A 17,085-nucleotide genomic window follows, 5' to 3' on the forward strand; every position below is an offset into this window, starting at 1 on the left:
CATATGAAGGCATTACTCTGGATATTGGGCCTGGGAGCCGCTTTGTATATCGGTGTTTGCCTGCTGCTGTATTTTCAGCAGGAGCGGCTGTTGTTCTTCCCCAATAAGCTTGCTCCCAATTACCGCTTTCGGTTTTCCGGCCGGTTTGAGGAGCGGTGGATTCGCGCATCTGATGGTACCCGCCTGCACGGCTTGCTTTTCCCGACCGATTCTGCCCGCAAAGGCTTGATCTTCTACCTCCACGGCAATGGCGGAGCTTTGGATAGCTGGGGCGAGGTAGCACCTACCTACAGCCGCCTTGGCTACGATGTATTTCTGCTAGACTACCGCGGCTACGGCAAAAGTGAGGACCGCATTAGGAATGAGGCGCAGTTTCTGGCCGACGTGGAAGCGGCCTACCAGCAGATTCTAGCTCAGTACCCCGAAAACCAAACTGTTATTCTAGGCTACTCACTGGGTACGGGTGCGGCGGCGTGGCTGGCCTCGCGCCATAATCCGCGCCTGCTGATTCTGCAGGCCCCCTACCCCAGTATGCGCGCCATGGCTCGGCAGCATTATCCCTGGGTGCCCGGCTTCATCGTGCGCTACCCCTTGCACACCGATAAAGTGCTAGCCCATGTTTCGGCTCCCATTGTCATCTTCCACGGCGACCAGGACGAGATAATCAGTTACCAGGGCACCCTGAAACTGAAGCAGCTACTCAAGCCACAGGATCAGTTTATTACCCTGCGGGGCGCGGGCCACAATGGCATGACGGATAACCCGGACTACCTGGCTGCTATTCAGCAGGTTTTAGCAATGCCGTAGCCGCCGTATAGATTAATTTCTGGGAGCAGGGTGATAGTTGACGGGAAAGCGGATTAACTATCAGAACGACATTTCAACCCTACCTCGGCCCCCTACTCTTATGGAAACTACGGCAGCTTTGCGGCAGGCGCTTCTGGCGGACCGGGAACAAACCCTCACTGGCATCTACCAACGCACCTTCCCGATGGTGCGGCGCTACGTGCAGCAGCACGGCGGCAGCGCCCAGGATGCCAAGGACGTGTTTCATGATGCGCTGGTAATTTTCTACGAGAAGGTAGTAGGTGAAACCTTGGTGCTGTCGGCTTCGGCCAGTACCTACCTAGTGGGAGTATGCCGCAACCTGTGGCGGCAGGAGCTGAGCCGCCGCACCCGGCAGCCCGCCATTTCCCTTACCGATGAACACACGGAGGTAGCAGAGGAAGCTGAGCTGGCGGAGCAAGCCACGCTGTCGGTGCTGGAGCAGGTGGAGCGGCTGGGCGAGCGGTGCAAGGATATTTTACTGGCTTTTTATTACTTCCAGCAGCCGCTGGAGCAGATTGCAGCCACGCACCAGTACCGCACCGTACGCTCGGCTACGGTGCAGAAGTTTAAGTGCCTGGAGCGCCTGCGCAACTCGGTTCGGGCGCTGGTATCCGCTGCTACTGCCTAAGCCGTTATGCGCCCCACCCTCGAATACCTGCGCCAGCTAGAGCGCCACCTGCTGGGCCAGCACACAGCCGCTGAAGCCGAAGCGTGGCGCGTGCGCCAGCTGCTGGATTCTGAACTAGCCGCCGACGCCGACACCCAACAACTGCTCTACCAAGGGCTACAAGTAGCGGGCCGCCAGCAGCTACGCCGGGAGCTGGAATTGATTCATGCTCGGCTGGAGCGCCCGTCCCGGCGCCAAACGTGGTGGCAGGCCGCCACTAGTCCTTTGCGCAGCCTACTCGTTCGCCGGAGCAGGGGCCACTAGCCCTACCCCCCATCCTTACGGGAATTGCTTTTCAGCACCTCTTCCTCCCCCCAGGAAGATGGTCAACCTCTTACACCCTTTTCCTTTCACATTCCGCTATGCTTACCCAGCAAGAGTTCCGCAAGTTTGCCGTGCAAGGCCAAGGCCTGTCCGGCACTACCATCGACCAGTATGTGCGCTACGCCGAGGCTCAGTTCCGGCCCAACGTAACCGCCATGACGCGCTCCGTAATTGAAGAGCGGCCTACGCGCTTCGCGGAAATCGACGTGTTTTCGCGCCTTATTATGGACCGCATTATCTTCCTGGGGCAGGCGGTAGATGACCAGATAGCGAATATCATCAATGCCCAACTGCTCTTTCTGGAATCAGTGGATACCCGCAAGGATATCCTGCTCTACATCAACTCGCCCGGCGGCTCGGTGTACGCGGGTTTGGGAATGTACGATACCATGCAGTACGTAGCCCCCGACGTAGCCACCATTTGTACCGGGCTAGCCGCCAGCATGGGTGCTTTCCTGTTGTGCGGCGGGGCATTGGGCAAACGCTCGGCCCTGCCCCATGCGCGCGTCATGATTCACCAGCCCAGTGGCGGTGTGCAGGGTCCGTCGGCTGATATTGAAATTACAGCCCGCGAGGTGGTGAAGCTGCGCCAGGAGCTCTACGGCATTTACGCCGAGCGTACTGGCAAAACCCCGCAGCAAATTCACGACGACTCCGACCGTGACTACTGGCTGCGGGCCGACGAAGCCAAAGAGTACGGGCTTATTGACGAGGTTCTGGAACGAAAGGAGGGGTAGCTACGGCGGGTTTGAGGCGCTTGCATTGTGGCTTTTCGCCCCGGAAGAAATAAGCGGTCCACGAATTTGCAGTAGCTTGACGGCTATGTTCCGTTCTTCTTCCTTCCCACGCCGGTTAGCAGTACTAGTACTAGCCCTGTCTGTTAGCTTGACTACCCAGGCTCAGCAGCGCAAGGTCAATGTACAGCAGGAGTTTGCCCGCGCCGGGCAGCAACTCACGCGCCTGCTCCAGACCCACCCCGACCTCACGAAGTTTCCGTACTCCAGCCGCCCCGACGGCTCGCTGAAAGACACGCCCTCGGAGTGGTGGACCAGTGGGTTTTTCGGCGGCACGCTGTGGTACATGTACGAGTACACAAAGCAGCCCCAGTGGCAGCAGGCCGCCGACCGCTGGACCATAGCCATGGCCAAGGAACAGTACAACACCACTACCCACGATTTGGGCTTCATGCTGTACTGCCCCTTCGGCAACGGGCTGCGCCTGACCAAGAACCCGGCTTACCAGCCCATTCTGCTCACTGGGGCCAAGTCGCTGGCTACGCGCTTCAACCCGGAGGTAGGCCTGATTAAGTCCTGGAACGAGTTTGCCGGCTACCAATACCCCGTCATCATTGATAACATGATGAACCTGGAGCTGCTGTGCTGGGCCGCGCGCACCTCCGGCGACACTACCCTGCGTCGCCTCAGCATCACGCACGCCGACAATACACTCAAGCACCACTTCCGGCCCGATGGCAGTACCTACCATGTGGTGTGCTATGATGAGCACGGGCAGCCGCTGGCCAAGAAAACCGCCCAGGGCGCGGCCGATAACTCGGCGTGGGCACGGGGACAAGCTTGGGCTATTTATGGCTACACTACCCTCTACCGCGACACCAAGCTCAGCCGCTACCGGGAGCAGGCCCGCAAAACCGCCGACTTCTTCCTCAACCACCCCAACCTGCCCGCCGACAAAATTCCGTACTGGGATTTCAACGCCCCTGGCATTCCGAAGGAAGAGCGCGACGCTTCCGCGGCGGCTATTGTGGCCTCGGCTCTGCTGGAGCTGCAGCAGTACTGCCCGGCTGCCGATGCCAAGCGCTACCGCCAGGCCGCCGAGCAGATTTTGGTGAGCCTGAGCAGCCCAACCTACCGCGCCGCTTTGGGCGAAAACAACAACTTCCTGATTAAGCACTGCGTGGCGCACAAACCAGCCAAAACGGAGGTAGATGCCCCGCTGGCCTACGCCGATTATTACTACCTGGAAGCGCTGCTCCGCTACAACCAACTGAAGTAAGGTAGGCCCAAGATGACAGGATGCTGTAAGCAGGCTCTGCTCCGGCCTGCCTACTTTCGCAGTTCATTGTGCGCTACCCTATGTCAGCACCCCAACCTCACCTTCTTTTCCTGCTTACGGCCGCCCTGTGTGCCGCCAGCAGCTATCAGGCTCAGGCCCAAACGAATGCCGTGCCCGACCGGCAGTGGGGTACCTGGCACATTGCCACGGCCGTGTTGCCCGGTGGGCCCAAGCATTGGGGCGGCTACGTAGAGCTGCAAGCCCGCTCCAACGGGTTGTTTCGGCAGTATTTTTATACAGAAATGAAGGCCGGCGTCAGCTACGATGTGGCCAAGAACTTCACCTTCATGGTAGCCGGCGGCCGCTACTCTACCTCCGACTACCGGGACTTGGGCGAAGGGCCACTAAACATAGAGAAGCGCCTCTGGGAGCAGGTAACGTTTACGCACTACAACGCCCGCCTGAAGGTAGAGCACCGCTACCGCGTGGAGCAGCGCTGGTTTTCCTTTCCCGACGGAGTAGTACCCGCGGGCTCCACACGCTACCGCAACCGAATTCGGTACCGCCTCAATGGTTTTATCCCGCTCAATCACCCAACAGTTACGGCTAAAACAGCCTTCCTTTCGATTTACGACGAGGTATTCTTCAACCCTAAAGGACCGATTTTCGAGCGAAATCGGGTATATGGTGGGGTAGGCTACCAGTTCGATCCGCACTGGACGGTGCAGGCTGGCATAGTCCGTCAGTCGAACTTTACGCCGGCCAGCTACCAGCAAAACGTGTTCACGCCCCAAACTACCGCCAGCAAAAACAACCTGGTGCTCTCAGTTATCTACCGCATCAGCCGCCGCAACACCGAAGGCACAAGCCCCGAATACGTGCCCTCGCAGCCCGATTAAGCCACCGATGCAGCTACCATTTCGGGCACCAGGTAAAGCGTGAGCGTGTGCCGGGGCTCACCTGTGTACAGCATGTGCAGCTCCAGGATGAGGTAGTCGGGAGTAACCGTGTGAATCAGGAGATAGAGCGTGGCTTCGTTGCCGGGATGCTGGATTTTGTCGGCGGTGCGGGTCCAGTTGGGCAGTTGGGTGCTTTCCAGGGGTTGCGACGGATTATCCAGAAACCGGAAATCAAAGAGCATACTTTCCCCGATGCTATAGTAGCCTTGAAAGGGCTGCGGCCCCGCTTCTACCCGCACCGTTTTCCAGACCTGACGGAGTATAGTTTCTTCCATATCGTATTATTTACCAAGCCCCACCCAGCCGCGCTGCATGGCGTAATATAAGCTCGTGCCTACTACCAACCCAATGAGGTAGCCATAGGGCAAGCCGCTGCACAGCAACCCCACCAGCAGGGCCAGCAGCAACTCGGAGCGGGCAGAGCTGATGTCGCGCAGCAAGGTAGCCAAGGTTAGCGCTTCGAAGAGAAGGAGCACCCCCAGGATGGGTAGGGGAAAGATCTGGACAATCTGCTGAAAGCCTTGGCTAAACACCAGGCCCAAGGTCAGAAACAGCAGGCCGTAGAGTACTACCGAGCCGCCCGTGCGTCCGCCAAACGTGTAGTGCCCCACCATGCCACCCGAGCCGTGGCACACCGGAAAGCCGCCGAAGAACGGGTTTAGCAGGTTCATAAGGCCATACGTAAAGCTGATTTGGCGCACCGAGAGGCGGCGCTCAGGAAAGTAGTCTTCCACTACCTGCTTGGTAGCCAGCACGGAGTTACCCAAGGAAAGCGGAATCTGAGGTAGGGCCAGCAGGATAGCGCCGTACTTGATATTGTCCCAGGTAGGCACCTGCCAGCCGGGCAAGTGTAGCCCGATGGCCCGATGCGCCGTGGCTACATCCAGCTTAAACAGCAGCCCGTACCCTACCCCCAGCGCCAAGACCACCAATGCTGCGGGCCAGCGCCGGTTGCCGAGCAACACGGCCGTAACCAGAAAAGCCGCAGCGGCCAGCGCGTAGCCGGGCAGCCCGTCGGCGGGCACGTATTCCTTTAAAGCTAGGGTAGCCAGCTGCAAGGCCAGCCCGAACTGAATGCCCCGAATAACCGGCTTGGGCACCAGCCGGGCCAGCGCATCAATCAGTCCCGACACCGACAACACCAGCATGCTCACCCCAATGGCTAACCCGCCCCCGAAGATGACGCGGCCGGGAATTTTCTGGGCAATAACCAGCGCGGCAAACGCTTTCAGAGGCTGCACCGGCATGGGCATACCGTACCAGAGGCCCGAGAATACCTGCATCAGCCCGAACATAATGAGCACCCCGGCGCTATCTACCCCCGAGGCGGCAATGATGCCGATGAGCAAGGGAAGATCGGTGCCCAAGTCCCCAAAAGCCCCAGCCAACTCGTTCCGATCAAAGCGCAGGCGAGGTCGTGAGGGAGGCGAAGCAGTAAGCGGCATTGCACGGTAAGCTGATGAAACAGAGCACTGGTATCTTTTCTGACCAGCAGAGGTGAGCAGACAAGCTGACGGAAGGTAGCAGGTAGCTATACCTGGGGCTGGGCTTCGTTGGCCACGTTTTCCATGCTCTCCTCCCAGGCCAAGATGCCGCCCTCCAGGTTCAGCAGGTTGGTCAGGCCGAACTCCGTTTGAAGCCGCTCAACGGCCTGGGTACTCCGGCGGCCCGAGCGGCAATATACCACCACCGGATGTTGCTTGGGTAGCGTGGCTATTCCCCTTTCCAGGCTACTCAGGGGTAGCAGGGTAGCGCCGGGCAGGTGGCCAGCGGCGTACTCGTGAGGCTCGCGCACGTCCAGCAGGAAAGGCGGATGGCCTGACTCTAGCTGCTCGTGCAGCTCGGCCACCGAAATACTACGAACCCCTACCGCGCATAAATCGGCGTAGTCGCGGGTATCGGCCGTGTCGAGGTTGATGGCGGCCTGCTCAGGCCGGCGCGCAAACTTGAGGGTGCGCGTCTGGAACGTAAGAGCATCGAACAGCCACAACCGCCCCGACAGCACCTCCCCAATGCCGAGAATCACTTTCAGCGCCTCCGTGGCCTGGGCCGTGCCTACTAGGCCGGGTAGCACGCCCAGCACCCCGGTAGCGTCGCAGTTGGGCGCTTCGGCGGCCGAAGGAGGCTGCGGAAACAGGCAGCGATAAGTAGGACCGCCCTGGTAGTTGAACACCGACACCTGCCCTTCGAACTTATAAATAGCCCCCGATACCAGCGGCCGGTTAAAGCTCACGCAGGCATCGTTAAGCAGGTAGCGGGTCGGGAAGTTGTCGGAGCCATCGACCACTACATCGTATTTGCTGACCAGCTCGCGTACATTGCCCAGGGTAGCGCGGCAGCCGAACACTTCGGTATGCACCAACGGATTGATGCGCTTCACGGCACGACCCGCGGCCTCCGCTTTGGACTGGCCCAGGTCGGCGGGGCCGTACAGAATCTGGCGTTGCAGGTTGCTGCGGTCTACCTTATCAGCGTCCACAATACCCAGGGTGCCTACCCCGGCGGCCGCCAGATACTGTAGAATCGGGCAGCCCAGCCCCCCGGCGCCTACTACCAGCACCCGAGCGTTTTTCAGGCGCAGCTGGCCGGCTTCTCCAATTTCGGGGAGCTGCAGGTGGCGGCGGTATATCTGGCGTTCTTCGGAGGTAAGCATGGGGTAGGGCAAGTGATAAGGTGACGGGGCAAGGAGGAAGCAGAAGGATGCGGTACTAGGAAGGTACTACATGACGGGCTGAATCAAGGCATGGGCAGCAGCTTTTGCTCAGGCTTACTGCCAGCCGGCCCACTCCATCACCTTCGCAGTTCACCTTTTACTCACTCCAAACTTACTTCTACCCCATAAGGTTAACCAAATAACCCCGCGCCACGTCCTGTCGGGTGCCTCCCTTTCCTACTTCGCCTCCCCTTCCTGTGTCAGCCCCTGTTTTCCTCCCCCCTACCAGCTACGACTACGTAACCGTGCACAAGGTGCAGGGCACCGACGTCACGACCGCCTCCGATGTGCTGGCCGCCGAAGAGCCCCTGGAAATCAGGGTGGGCTACGGACCAGCGGGGCAGCGGGAGCACCGCACCCTGTCCATTACCATGCGCACACCGGGCCACGATTTTGAGCTGGCCGCCGGTTTCCTGCTAACGGAGGGTATCATTCGGGGACGTGAGGAGTTGCACGGCGTTATCTATTGCCCCGACGTGGAAAAGGAGGACGAGCGTGAAAACGTGGTGCGCGCCGAGTTAGCCCCCACCGCTACCCCCGATTTGCCTCGGCTGGAGCGCCATTTCTACACCAGCAGCAGTTGCGGGGTCTGTGGCAAAACCAGCATTGAGGCTGTGCAGGCAGCAACCTGCCCAGTGCTACCCTCGGCTGGCCCCTACATTGACCCGGCCGTAATACATCAGTTGCCGGAGCGGCAGCGGGCGGCGCAGGCCCTGTTTGAGCAAACCGGCGGCCTGCACGCGGCGGCTCTGTTTTCGCCGGAAGGTGAGCTGCTTTTGCTGCGCGAAGACGTGGGCCGCCACAACGCCCTCGATAAGGTGATTGGCGCGGCCTTGTTTCAGGAGTTGCTACCCCTGCACAACACGGTATTGCTGGTGAGCGGGCGCGCTTCGTTTGAGTTGGTGCAGAAAGCGGCCGTGGCAGGCATTCCGGTGCTGGCCGCCGTAGGAGCCCCCAGTTCCCTGGCTGTTTCCGCCGCCCGCGACTTTGGCATGACTGTCTGCGGATTTGTGCGCCAGGGCCGCTACAACGTGTACTCCCACGAGTGGCGCCTGCAGCAGGCCGCCCAATAGCGCACATTAGGTTAGTGAGCTTACCAACAGCTTACTAACTGCCAGTATTTCTGACTCTTAAGCTCAACCAGCGCTAAGCGCCACCGCAACATCTGTGGGCGCTCCTGCGTCTGACTTGTAAATCCCTATTTCACATGAAGCTTCGCATTGAAGACAACTCACTTCGTCTCCGGCTTTCGGAAGAGGAAGTGCACCAGTTTGCGGAAGGCGGCCGGGTAGCGGCCGTTGTTCCGCTGGGTCCCACAGAAACCGACAACCTAACCTACGCCCTGGAACGAGCCGAATCGGAAGAGTTTCGGGTGACGTATGGCGCCGGCGCCATTACTGTAAAGGTACCAGCTGCCCTAGCCACGCACTGGACCTCTACCGACCAGAACGGCTTAGCCGCTACCCTCATGGTAGCAGAAGATAAATCCCTGAAAATCTTAATCGAAAAGGATTTGGACTGCCGCCACTAATGCGCCAGGCTACCCTTCACCGCTTTCCTCCCCTCTACGTCATGGACAAATCGCCCGCTTACGACCCCAACCAGGCCGGCAAAACCGAGCAGCAAACTGCTAGCAACAACGTTCCGAAGAGCGGTGAACGGCCCGACCAAGGCACGGCCCCTACCAGCGACAACTGGAGCACCTCGCCCGAGCGCGAAACCCTTGATGACCGGCCCATGAAAGCGCCGGACACGCTCGGGGCCAAGCACAAGTACCCCATTCTGGCTCAACCGCCCGAAGAATTTACGGGCCTGAAGCTGACCAAGCCCGCCACGGTAGCGGCCGGCATCACGGCTGTACTCAAGTCAGGGGCTTTTGCTTTTGATTACGAGGGCCCGGTGCGGGGCACGCACGCCCTGCTAAAGATGAACCAGAAGGACGGTTTCGACTGCTCTTCCTGCGCCTGGCCCGACCCCGACGACCACCGCTCCGTGGCCGAGTTCTGCGAGAACGGAGCCAAAGCCACTACCTCGGATGCGCAGTCGGACCCGGTAGGGCCGGAGTTTTTCGCCAAGCACAGCCTGGTGGACCTTTCGCGCATGACGGACCGCGACCTGAACAATGCCGGCCGCCTGACCCATCCTATGGTGCTACGGCCTGGGGCTACCCATTACACGCCCATTTCCTGGCCCGAAGCGTTTGCCCTGGCCGGGCAGGAGCTGAACGCGCTGAAGTCGCCGGACGAGGCCATCTTCTACACTTCAGGCAAAGTACCCAACGAGCCGGCCTACCTCTACCAGCTGTTCGTACGGCAGTTTGGCACCAACAACCTGCCCGACTGCTCCAATATGTGCCACGAAAGCAGCGGCGCGGCCCTGAGCAACACCACCGGCTTGGGCAAAGGCTCCGTAACGCTCAATGACTTCTACGAGGCCGAAGTCATTCTCATCATCGGGCAGAACCCGGGCACCAATCATCCGCGCATGCTCACGGCGTTGCAGAAAGCCAAGAAGAACGGAGCCAACATCATCAGTATTAACCCTTTGCACGAGGCGGGCCTGCTGCACTTCAAGAATCCGCAGGACTTCATGAACCCGCTCAAGGCCCTGGGCACCTTGCTCGGCGACGGTACACCCATCACGGACATCTACTTGCAGGTGCGCATTAACAGTGACCAACTGGTGATGCGCGGTATTATGAAGTGCCTGCTGGAAGCCGAAGCCCTGAATCCCGGCATGGTACTCGACCAGGAGTTTATTCGGGACTACACCACGGGCTACCCCGAACTGGTGGAAACCCTGAACCAGACCACTTGGGCCGACATTGAGGAAGCCAGCGGCGTCTCGCGGGAGCAAATCCACGAGGCCGCCAGCCTAATTGCACGCCACAAGAAGATTATTACCTGCTGGGCCATGGGCCTGACGCAGCAGAAAAACGGCGTGTACACGATTCAGGAAATCGTGAACATGCACTTCATGAAGGGCGCCGTGGGCATCCCCGGCGCGGGCCTGTGCCCGGTGCGCGGCCACTCCAACGTGCAAGGCGACCGGACCATGGGCATCTGGGAACGGCCCACCGATACCTTCCTGGATTCTTTGGAAAAGGAGTTCAACTTTAAAGCTCCTCGCGAATACGGCTTCGACGTAGTAGAGGCCGTGAAAGCCCTGCACGACGGCAAGGTGAAAGTGTTCATGGCTATGGGCGGCAACATGCTCTCAGCCTGCTCCGACACGGAATTCGTGGCCGAAGGCATGCGCAAGCTGCGGCTTTCCATTCACGTTACGCCCAAGCTCAACCGCAGCCACCTTGTGAACGGCGAAATGGCCCTGCTGCTACCCTGCAAAACGCGCATCGACATTGACATGCAGAAGTCGGGGCAGCAGTTCATGACGTGCGAGAACTCTATGGGGGTAGTAAGCATGAGCAAAGGCGTGCTCGAACCCATTTCCGACCAAATGCTGAGCGAAGTAGCCATTGTGTGCGGTATTGCCCTGGCCACGCTGGGCGAGCGGAGCACCGTGGACTGGGTAGGCTGCACCGAAAACTACGACCTCATCCGGGAGTACGTGGCGCGCACCATTCCGGGCTTCGAAGACTTTAATACTAAAGTGCGCCACCCCGGCGGCTTCTACTTGCCCAACGGCCCCCGGGAGCGGAACTTCACCACCGAAAATGCCAAGGCTAACTTCACCAGCACACCGCTGGAAAAGCACACCTTCGAGCCGGGCCAGTTGGTGATGATGACCATTCGCTCCCACGACCAGTTCAACACCACCGTATACGACTACAACGACCGGTACCGGGGCGTGCACAATGAACGGCGCGTTATCTTCATGAACCCCGAGGATATGGCTGAGCGAGGTATCAAGGAGAAAGGCTTGGTGAACATCACCAGCCACTTCCAGGGCCAGCAGCGCCACGCCGAGAAGTTTATTGCCATTCCTTACGACATCCCCAAGGGTGACTGTGCTACCTACTTCCCGGAGGGCAACGTGCTGGTGCCCATTGGGTCCGTAGCCTACAAGAGCAATACGCCTACCTCCAAGTTTGTCATTGTGACGGTGGCACCGGTAGAGCTACCCATCGGCACGCAGATTCCAATCTCTGAGCGGGTATCCGTACCGGCTTAGGGCCTTCTACCCTCTTGCAAGAGCCCGGCCGTTTCGCGGTCGGGCTTTTTTGTTCCCGATGGCCAAGGCACCCCGCACCTTGCAGATACAAGCTACTTCACTGTATCTTCTCTCCCCCTGCATTCTTTAGTAACCTCAACCGGCACTTCTTCGTCTGAGTTATGTGGTAGTGTTCAGCCAGAAGACTAACATCCGTCGGTCTGAGTGGTTGGCAGATAGCGGAGGGGGAGGTAGCTCATCAACTCTTCATTCCGTTTTTTAACCTTCCGGTCGGGAATTCGCGCCCGGCTTACCTGCTTTCTGAAATTTTCATTGAAAAAAGAGCTGAGCTACCCCAGCCACGTTGTGGAGGGCCCGGATCTTTTTCCTTACCACCTGTTCTGCTTGTCATGGAAGATTCCCCCATCAACGACCCCAACAAAGCTGGTAAAACGCACGAGCAAACCGCCGAGAGCAACGTGCCCAAAAGCGGCGAGCGGCCCGACCAGGGCGTAGCCCCCACCAACGACCACTACCGCCCCGACCCCCAGCACGAGCGGGACCAGACCGTTATTCCGGCTCCGGATGTAGCCAATGCCAAATACCACCACCCCATTCTGGCCCAGCCCCCGGAAGCGCCTACCGGCCTCAAGCTGGAAAACCGCGCAACCGTAGCTGCCGGCGTTACGGCCGTACTGAAGTCGATGGAGTTTAACTGGGGCGAAGCGGGCCTGAACCGGGGCACCCGGGGCCTGCTGAAGATGAACCAGAAGGACGGCTTCGACTGCTCCTCCTGCGCCTGGCCCGACCCCGACGACCACCGCTCCATAGCCGAGTTTTGCGAGAACGGGGCTAAGGCCACCGCTTCGGATGCCGACGACAAAGCGGCCGGCCCGGAGTTTTTCGCCCGGCACAGTTTGGCGCAGCTTTCCCAGATGACGGACCGGGACCAGAACAACGCTGGCCGCCTGACCCACCCCATGGTAAAGCGCCCCGGCGACAACCACTACTCCCCCATTAAGTGGCAGGACGCTTTCCAGCTAATTGCCGATAACCTGAATGCGCTGGACTCGCCCAACGAAGCGGTGTTCTACACCTCGGGCAAAGTACCCAATGAGCCGGCCTTCCTGTTCCAGCTTTTCGCCAAGATGCTGGGCACCAACAACCTGCCCGACTGCTCCAACATGTGCCACGAGAGCAGTGGCGCGGGGCTAAGCCCAACCCTGGGCCTGGGCAAAGGCTCCGTCACGCTCAACGACATCTACGAGGCCGAGGTCATTCTCATCATCGGCCAGAACCCGGGCACCAACCACCCACGCATGCTCACGGCTTTGCAGAAAGCCAAGAAGAACGGGGCCAAGATTATTTCGGTGAACCCGCTGCTGGAAGCCGGGCTGATGAACTTCAAAAACCCCCAGGACTTCATGAACCCCTTCAAGGCGCTGGGCGCTTTGCTGGGCGATGGCACGCAGATTACCGACCTGTTCCTGCAAGTGCGGGTAAACGGCGACATGGCCCTGCTGCGCGGCATTATGAAGCACCTCTTCGAAGCCGAGGACCTGAACCCCGGCCACGTAGTAGACCGCGCCTTTATTGCCGAGTACACCACGGGCTTTGACTCGTTTGAGCAGAATATCCGCAACACCTCCTGGGAAGATATTGAGGAGCTGAGCGGTATTTCGCGGGCTCAGCTGCTGGAAGCAGCCAACCTCATTGCCCGGAAGCAGAAGATTATTACCTGCTGGGCCATGGGCGTAACGCAGCAGCGCCAGGGTGTGCAAACGGTACAGGAAATCGTGAATCTGCACCTGATGAAAGGGGCCATTGGCAAGCCCGGCGCGGGCACCTGCCCGGTGCGCGGCCACTCCAATGTGCAGGGCGACCGGACCATGGGCATCTGGGAGCAACCTACCAGGGAGTTCCAGGACGCCTTGGCTAAGGAGTTCAACTTCACGCCTCCCTACGAGCACGGCTACGACACCGTAGAAGCCATTAAGGCCATGTACAAGGGCAAAACCAAGGTGTTCTTCAGCCTGGGCGGCAACTTGCTGGCCGCCGGCCCCGATACCGAGGTTATTGCCGAAGGCATGCGCAAGCAGAAGCTGACCGTATTTGTGGGCACCAAGCTCAACCGCGGACACTTAGTAACCGGCGAAACGAGCCTGCTCCTGCCCTGCTTCACCCACCTCGACATCGACATGCAGAAGTCGGGGCACCAGATGACCTCTTGCGAAAACTCTATGGGGGTAGTAAGCCAGAACAAGGGCGTGTTGGTGCCCCTGGAAGGCCAGATGATGAGCGAAGTAGCTATTCTGGCCGGGGTAGCCATTGCTACCCTGGGCGAACGGACCAACATTGCCGACTGGGTAGCCATGACGGAAAACTACGACGTCATTCGGGACCATATTTCGCGGGTAATTCCGGGCTTTGAGAAGTTCAATGAGCAGCTGCGGCAGCCCGGCGGCTTCTACCTGCCCAACGGCCCCCGGGAGCGGAAGTTCACGACCAAAAATGGCAAGGCTAACTTCACTACTACGGAGCTGGAGAAGTACCACGTAGAGCCCGACCAGCTGATTCTGATGACCGTGCGCAGCCACGACCAGTTCAACACCACCGTGTATGACTACAACGACCGCTACCGCGGCGTGCACGGCGAGCGGCGCGTGTTGTTCATGAACCCCCAGGACATGGCTGATCGAGGCGTCAAGGAAAAAGACCTCATCGACATCACCAGCCACTACAAAGGCGAGAAGCGAACGGTGGAGAAGTTTATTGCCATTCCTTACGAGATTCCGAAGGGCAACGTGGCGGCCTACTTCCCCGAGGCGAACCCACTCGTACCAGTGGGTAGCGTCGCCAAGGTCAGCAACACGCCTACCTCTAAGTACGTGGTAGTAACGGTAGTGCCCGCCCGCAAAACCGTGGGCGCTCCGCTGGAACAGCGGATAGCCGTAGAAGCGTAACCCTGATAACGCCCACAAAAAAGCCCGGCTGTGAAAACGGCCGGGCTTTTTTGTGGGTTGGGTGGCTTAGAAGGGGTAGCCGATGGCTATGTTGAAGCGGCCGGTATCGGGGGTTTTCTTGTACAGCACCTCGTTCGTGTTCAAGGGGTTCCGAATTTCCGTATTGCTATAGGGTAGGCGCAGGGGGTAGGCGTAATCGAAGCGTAGCACGAAGAACTGCACATCGATTCGTAAGCCGGCGCCGGCGCCTACGGCTAGCTCTTTCAGGAAGGTATTGAAAGCAAACTGCCCATTCTTGCCGTCGGGGTCACCGTTCTCATCTACGGTCTGGCGGCTGGGGTCGTCGTTGATCAGCCAGATATTGCCCGCATCAATGAACAGTGCGCCCTTCACGTACGGAAACAGGTCCTGGCGGTACTCGGCGTTGGCTTCAATGCGCATATCGCCCACTTGGTCGTAGAAGGCGCTGTTCTCCCGGTCGGCGGGCGTGCGGTAGGTGCCGGGCCCCAGGCCCCGGGCTGCAAAGGCGCGCACGCTGTTCGGGCCACCGATGCCATACTGCTTGAGGTAGGGCATCACGCTGGCGTTCTGGTAAGGCATGCCCAGGCCAACCAACAGGCGGGTGGCAAACTTGTTGCCGCTGCTGGGGTTAGCGCTGGTGCGGAAGTAGTTGCGCAATTCTAGGTCGACCTTGGTGTACTGCGAGAAAGGCTGATTCAGAATAGCGTACGACTGGCTGCCATCCGGATTGGTTATCTTCTTCTGGCCGGTCAGGGAGCTGACCAGGTAGGCTAGGTTGCCCGCTAGCTCCAGGCCGCCGCTAAAGTAAATCTGGTTGCGGCGCTGCTCCTGCGTTTGCTGGTTGTAGGTGTAGCGGTAGGAGCTGGCCAGCACAAACTGCTGGCGGAAAGAGTTGTTCAGGAAAGGCCGCTCCACCAGCAGGGTATCAAATTCCTTGGTGGTATTGCTCAGCCGCAGGTACTGAATATCAATAGGGCGCAGCTCTTGCTCGTTGGTGAGCTTGGTTTTCCAGGTGTAGCCGTAGTTGAGGTTGAAACCCTGCTGGGTGAAGGCATCTACCCGGGTTACCGACCTGATACCCGCCCCGAAGGTGGTGCGGGGCTGGAAGTCGGAGTTCACCAGCCGGATATTGAACGGCGGCGTAATAAGACGCGGCACCAGCAGCTGGGCATCGGCGCCTATTTCGTAGCTGGTCAGGCCAATGGTGTTCTGGTTGCTACGGCGCTGGTTTTCAAAGGAGCCCGTCAGGTTTACCAGCAGCTGCTCAGCCCCGCGCAAAGCCGAGCGGTTGCGGAACTGCACCCGGAAGCCTGGCCCCACAAACCCGTTCGACTTGCTGACGAGCAGCACCTCGGCCCGCAGGCTTTTCTTGGGTAGCTGGGTCATGCGCACGTAGGAGTTCAGGAAGCCGTAGCCGGCCGAATCGGGCTTCTGGCGGGCGGGCCGGAAGCCCACGTCTACGTACTTGAAAGTGCCCAGGCTCATCAGGCGGCTCAGGGTCTGGTCCTGGCGGCGCCGCCGATACAGGCTGTCGGGGTAAATGAAGGTAGCGTTGACAATGGCCTTGGCTTTGAACACCTTCTCATCGGGGTAGTAGATGTAGCCTTGGTAGCGGATCGGCTGCTCGCTAAGGGTAGTGTCGTTGAGCGAGTAGCTGGTGTTCAGCCGGATGCGGTTGAGCAGGTAGGGTTTGGTGGCCTGCTCCGGCGTTTTCTCCTTGATCTTGAGATAGACTGCCACCTGGTTGTCCAGGGTGCTGTCTACCTGAAACAGAATGTAGTCGGGGTTGAAGTAATAGAAGCCCTGGTTTTTCAGCTCCCCATCAATGCGCACCCGTTCGTTGGTAAAGGTTTGCAGGTTATACGGGTCGCCTACTTTCAGCAGGGAGCCGGGCTGGGTTGCCCGCACAGCGCGGGGTAGCAGCGAGTCGCCCTCAGGAAAATGAATTTCCTTGATGGTGTAAGGCTTATTTACCGTGGCAGTATAATCGACGGAAGCGGCCTGCCCTTTCACAACAATGCGGCTGTGCACCACCGGCCCAAAGTAGCCGTTGTTGTACAGGCGGTTTACCATCAGGCCCTTCACGCGCTGGGTATCTACCTGGCTCAGGAGCACGGGCTTCTCGCCGTACTTGTTGGCCAGCCAGTGGCCGAGCCCTTTGGTTTTGCCCTCGCCCAAATGCCAGAAGTACAGCTTCGGGCGGATTCCCAGAAAGGAGGCGTTTGGCTTGGGCGTAATCACCGATTCCAGCTCCGTGGTAAGTTCTGCTTCCCGCGGAATAGGATTCTCCGATTTCACTTTCACCGTGCTGCCGGTGTACAGCTTGCTTCCCTCCGGAATGTACTTGGTGCCCGAGCAGGCCGCCAGCAAGGCTAGCAGCGGCAACCCTACCCCCCGGCCCCATCCCCACCCGGGAGGGGAAGCCTGACGATTGGTATCGGCAGTGTCCTTGGTTTTTGGATAAAAGGGCAGATGATGCAACATGAA

14 protein-coding genes are annotated in these 17,085 nt (G+C 59.3%); 10 read left to right on the top strand and 4 right to left on the bottom strand.

Going from position 1 to position 17,085, the window contains the following annotated elements; translation table 11 throughout:
- Nucleotides 1–3: 3 nt before the first annotated feature.
- From K3G63_RS14525 to K3G63_RS14550, 6 genes are all read left to right on the top strand, one after another.
- Nucleotides 4–807 carry an alpha/beta hydrolase gene (locus K3G63_RS14525; protein ID WP_220614807.1) on the top strand — a complete coding sequence of 268 codons (804 nt, stop codon included), beginning with the start codon at nucleotides 4–6 and terminating at the stop codon, nucleotides 805–807.
- A 100-nt stretch (nucleotides 808–907) separates the two neighbouring features.
- On the top strand, nucleotides 908–1,456 hold the full coding sequence (locus K3G63_RS14530) for an RNA polymerase sigma factor (protein ID WP_220614808.1): 549 nt from the start codon (nucleotides 908–910) through the stop codon (nucleotides 1,454–1,456).
- A 6-nt stretch (nucleotides 1,457–1,462) separates the two neighbouring features.
- The gene (locus tag K3G63_RS14535) at nucleotides 1,463–1,759 is read left to right on the top strand and encodes a hypothetical protein (RefSeq protein ID WP_220614809.1); all 297 of its coding nucleotides are present in this window, start codon (nucleotides 1,463–1,465) and stop codon (nucleotides 1,757–1,759) included.
- 98 nt (nucleotides 1,760–1,857) lie between these two features.
- On the top strand, nucleotides 1,858–2,556 hold the full coding sequence (locus K3G63_RS14540; protein WP_220614810.1) for a ClpP family protease: 699 nt from the start codon (nucleotides 1,858–1,860) through the stop codon (nucleotides 2,554–2,556).
- Nucleotides 2,557–2,641: 85 nt separating this feature from the next.
- Nucleotides 2,642–3,832 (top strand): glycoside hydrolase family 88 protein, encoded by a 1,191-nt coding sequence (locus K3G63_RS14545; protein WP_220614811.1) that lies wholly within the window; start codon nucleotides 2,642–2,644, stop codon nucleotides 3,830–3,832.
- A gap of 80 nt (nucleotides 3,833–3,912) precedes the next feature.
- Entirely contained in the window at nucleotides 3,913–4,731 is an 819-nt protein-coding gene (locus tag K3G63_RS14550) for a DUF2490 domain-containing protein (protein WP_220614812.1), read from the top strand.
- On the opposite strand, the gene K3G63_RS14555 is transcribed toward K3G63_RS14550, so the two are convergent.
- The 3 genes from K3G63_RS14555 to moeB form a co-directional block, all read right to left on the bottom strand.
- Nucleotides 4,728–5,066: a hypothetical protein gene (locus K3G63_RS14555; protein WP_220614813.1), complete on the bottom strand. Its 339-nt coding sequence runs from the start codon at nucleotides 5,064–5,066 to the stop codon at nucleotides 4,728–4,730. The two genes, K3G63_RS14550 and K3G63_RS14555, sit on opposite strands and share 4 nt — an antisense overlap.
- A gap of 6 nt (nucleotides 5,067–5,072) precedes the next feature.
- Complete coding sequence (locus tag K3G63_RS14560; protein WP_220614814.1) at nucleotides 5,073–6,236, bottom strand: putative sulfate/molybdate transporter; 1,164 nt, start codon at nucleotides 6,234–6,236, stop codon at nucleotides 5,073–5,075.
- Between the two features lie 86 nt (nucleotides 6,237–6,322).
- The gene (gene moeB / locus K3G63_RS14565; protein WP_220614815.1) at nucleotides 6,323–7,444 is read right to left on the bottom strand and encodes a molybdopterin-synthase adenylyltransferase MoeB; all 1,122 of its coding nucleotides are present in this window, start codon (nucleotides 7,442–7,444) and stop codon (nucleotides 6,323–6,325) included.
- Between the two features lie 257 nt (nucleotides 7,445–7,701).
- On the opposite strand from moeB, the gene fdhD reads away from it, so the two are divergent.
- From fdhD to K3G63_RS14585, 4 genes are all read left to right on the top strand, one after another.
- Nucleotides 7,702–8,577, top strand: a complete 876-nt coding sequence (gene fdhD / locus K3G63_RS14570; protein WP_220614816.1) for a formate dehydrogenase accessory sulfurtransferase FdhD — start codon at nucleotides 7,702–7,704, stop codon at nucleotides 8,575–8,577.
- 134 nt (nucleotides 8,578–8,711) lie between these two features.
- Nucleotides 8,712–9,035 carry a DUF7009 family protein gene (locus K3G63_RS14575; protein ID WP_220614817.1) on the top strand — a complete coding sequence of 108 codons (324 nt, stop codon included), beginning with the start codon at nucleotides 8,712–8,714 and terminating at the stop codon, nucleotides 9,033–9,035.
- 41 nt (nucleotides 9,036–9,076) lie between these two features.
- Nucleotides 9,077–11,635, top strand: coding sequence for an FdhF/YdeP family oxidoreductase (locus K3G63_RS14580; RefSeq protein ID WP_220614818.1), 2,559 nt, complete (start codon nucleotides 9,077–9,079; stop codon nucleotides 11,633–11,635).
- A gap of 389 nt (nucleotides 11,636–12,024) precedes the next feature.
- The gene (locus tag K3G63_RS14585; RefSeq protein ID WP_220614819.1) at nucleotides 12,025–14,577 is read left to right on the top strand and encodes an FdhF/YdeP family oxidoreductase; all 2,553 of its coding nucleotides are present in this window, start codon (nucleotides 12,025–12,027) and stop codon (nucleotides 14,575–14,577) included.
- Nucleotides 14,578–14,643: 66 nt separating this feature from the next.
- Here the strand turns inward: K3G63_RS14585 and K3G63_RS14590 are convergent, their stop codons facing one another.
- Entirely contained in the window at nucleotides 14,644–17,082 is a 2,439-nt protein-coding gene (locus K3G63_RS14590; protein ID WP_220614820.1) for a BamA/TamA family outer membrane protein, read from the bottom strand.
- Nucleotides 17,083–17,085 lie beyond the last annotated feature (3 nt).

This window comes from Hymenobacter sp. HSC-4F20, assembly GCF_019599275.1.
GTDB lineage: Bacteria > Bacteroidota > Bacteroidia > Cytophagales > Hymenobacteraceae > Hymenobacter.

What these genes read in the sequence shown, in the direction of transcription:
- K3G63_RS14525 (WP_220614807.1), top strand. Translation starts at nt 4, where the DNA reads ATGAAGGCATTACTCTGGATATTGGGCCTGGGAGCCGCTTTGTATATC.
- K3G63_RS14540 (WP_220614810.1), top strand. Translation starts at nt 1,858, where the DNA reads ATGCTTACCCAGCAAGAGTTCCGCAAGTTTGCCGTGCAAGGCCAAGGC.
- K3G63_RS14530 (WP_220614808.1), top strand. Translation starts at nt 908, where the DNA reads ATGGAAACTACGGCAGCTTTGCGGCAGGCGCTTCTGGCGGACCGGGAA.
- K3G63_RS14545 (WP_220614811.1), top strand. Translation starts at nt 2,642, where the DNA reads ATGTTCCGTTCTTCTTCCTTCCCACGCCGGTTAGCAGTACTAGTACTA.
- K3G63_RS14575 (WP_220614817.1), top strand. Translation starts at nt 8,712, where the DNA reads ATGAAGCTTCGCATTGAAGACAACTCACTTCGTCTCCGGCTTTCGGAA.
- K3G63_RS14555 (WP_220614813.1), bottom strand. Translation starts at nt 5,066, where the DNA reads ATGGAAGAAACTATACTCCGTCAGGTCTGGAAAACGGTGCGGGTAGAA.
- K3G63_RS14590 (WP_220614820.1), bottom strand. Translation starts at nt 17,082, where the DNA reads ATGTTGCATCATCTGCCCTTTTATCCAAAAACCAAGGACACTGCCGAT.
- K3G63_RS14585 (WP_220614819.1), top strand. Translation starts at nt 12,025, where the DNA reads ATGGAAGATTCCCCCATCAACGACCCCAACAAAGCTGGTAAAACGCAC.
- K3G63_RS14580 (WP_220614818.1), top strand. Translation starts at nt 9,077, where the DNA reads ATGGACAAATCGCCCGCTTACGACCCCAACCAGGCCGGCAAAACCGAG.
- K3G63_RS14560 (WP_220614814.1), bottom strand. Translation starts at nt 6,236, where the DNA reads ATGCCGCTTACTGCTTCGCCTCCCTCACGACCTCGCCTGCGCTTTGAT.
- K3G63_RS14550 (WP_220614812.1), top strand. Translation starts at nt 3,913, where the DNA reads ATGTCAGCACCCCAACCTCACCTTCTTTTCCTGCTTACGGCCGCCCTG.
- moeB (WP_220614815.1), bottom strand. Translation starts at nt 7,444, where the DNA reads ATGCTTACCTCCGAAGAACGCCAGATATACCGCCGCCACCTGCAGCTC.
- K3G63_RS14535 (WP_220614809.1), top strand. Translation starts at nt 1,463, where the DNA reads ATGCGCCCCACCCTCGAATACCTGCGCCAGCTAGAGCGCCACCTGCTG.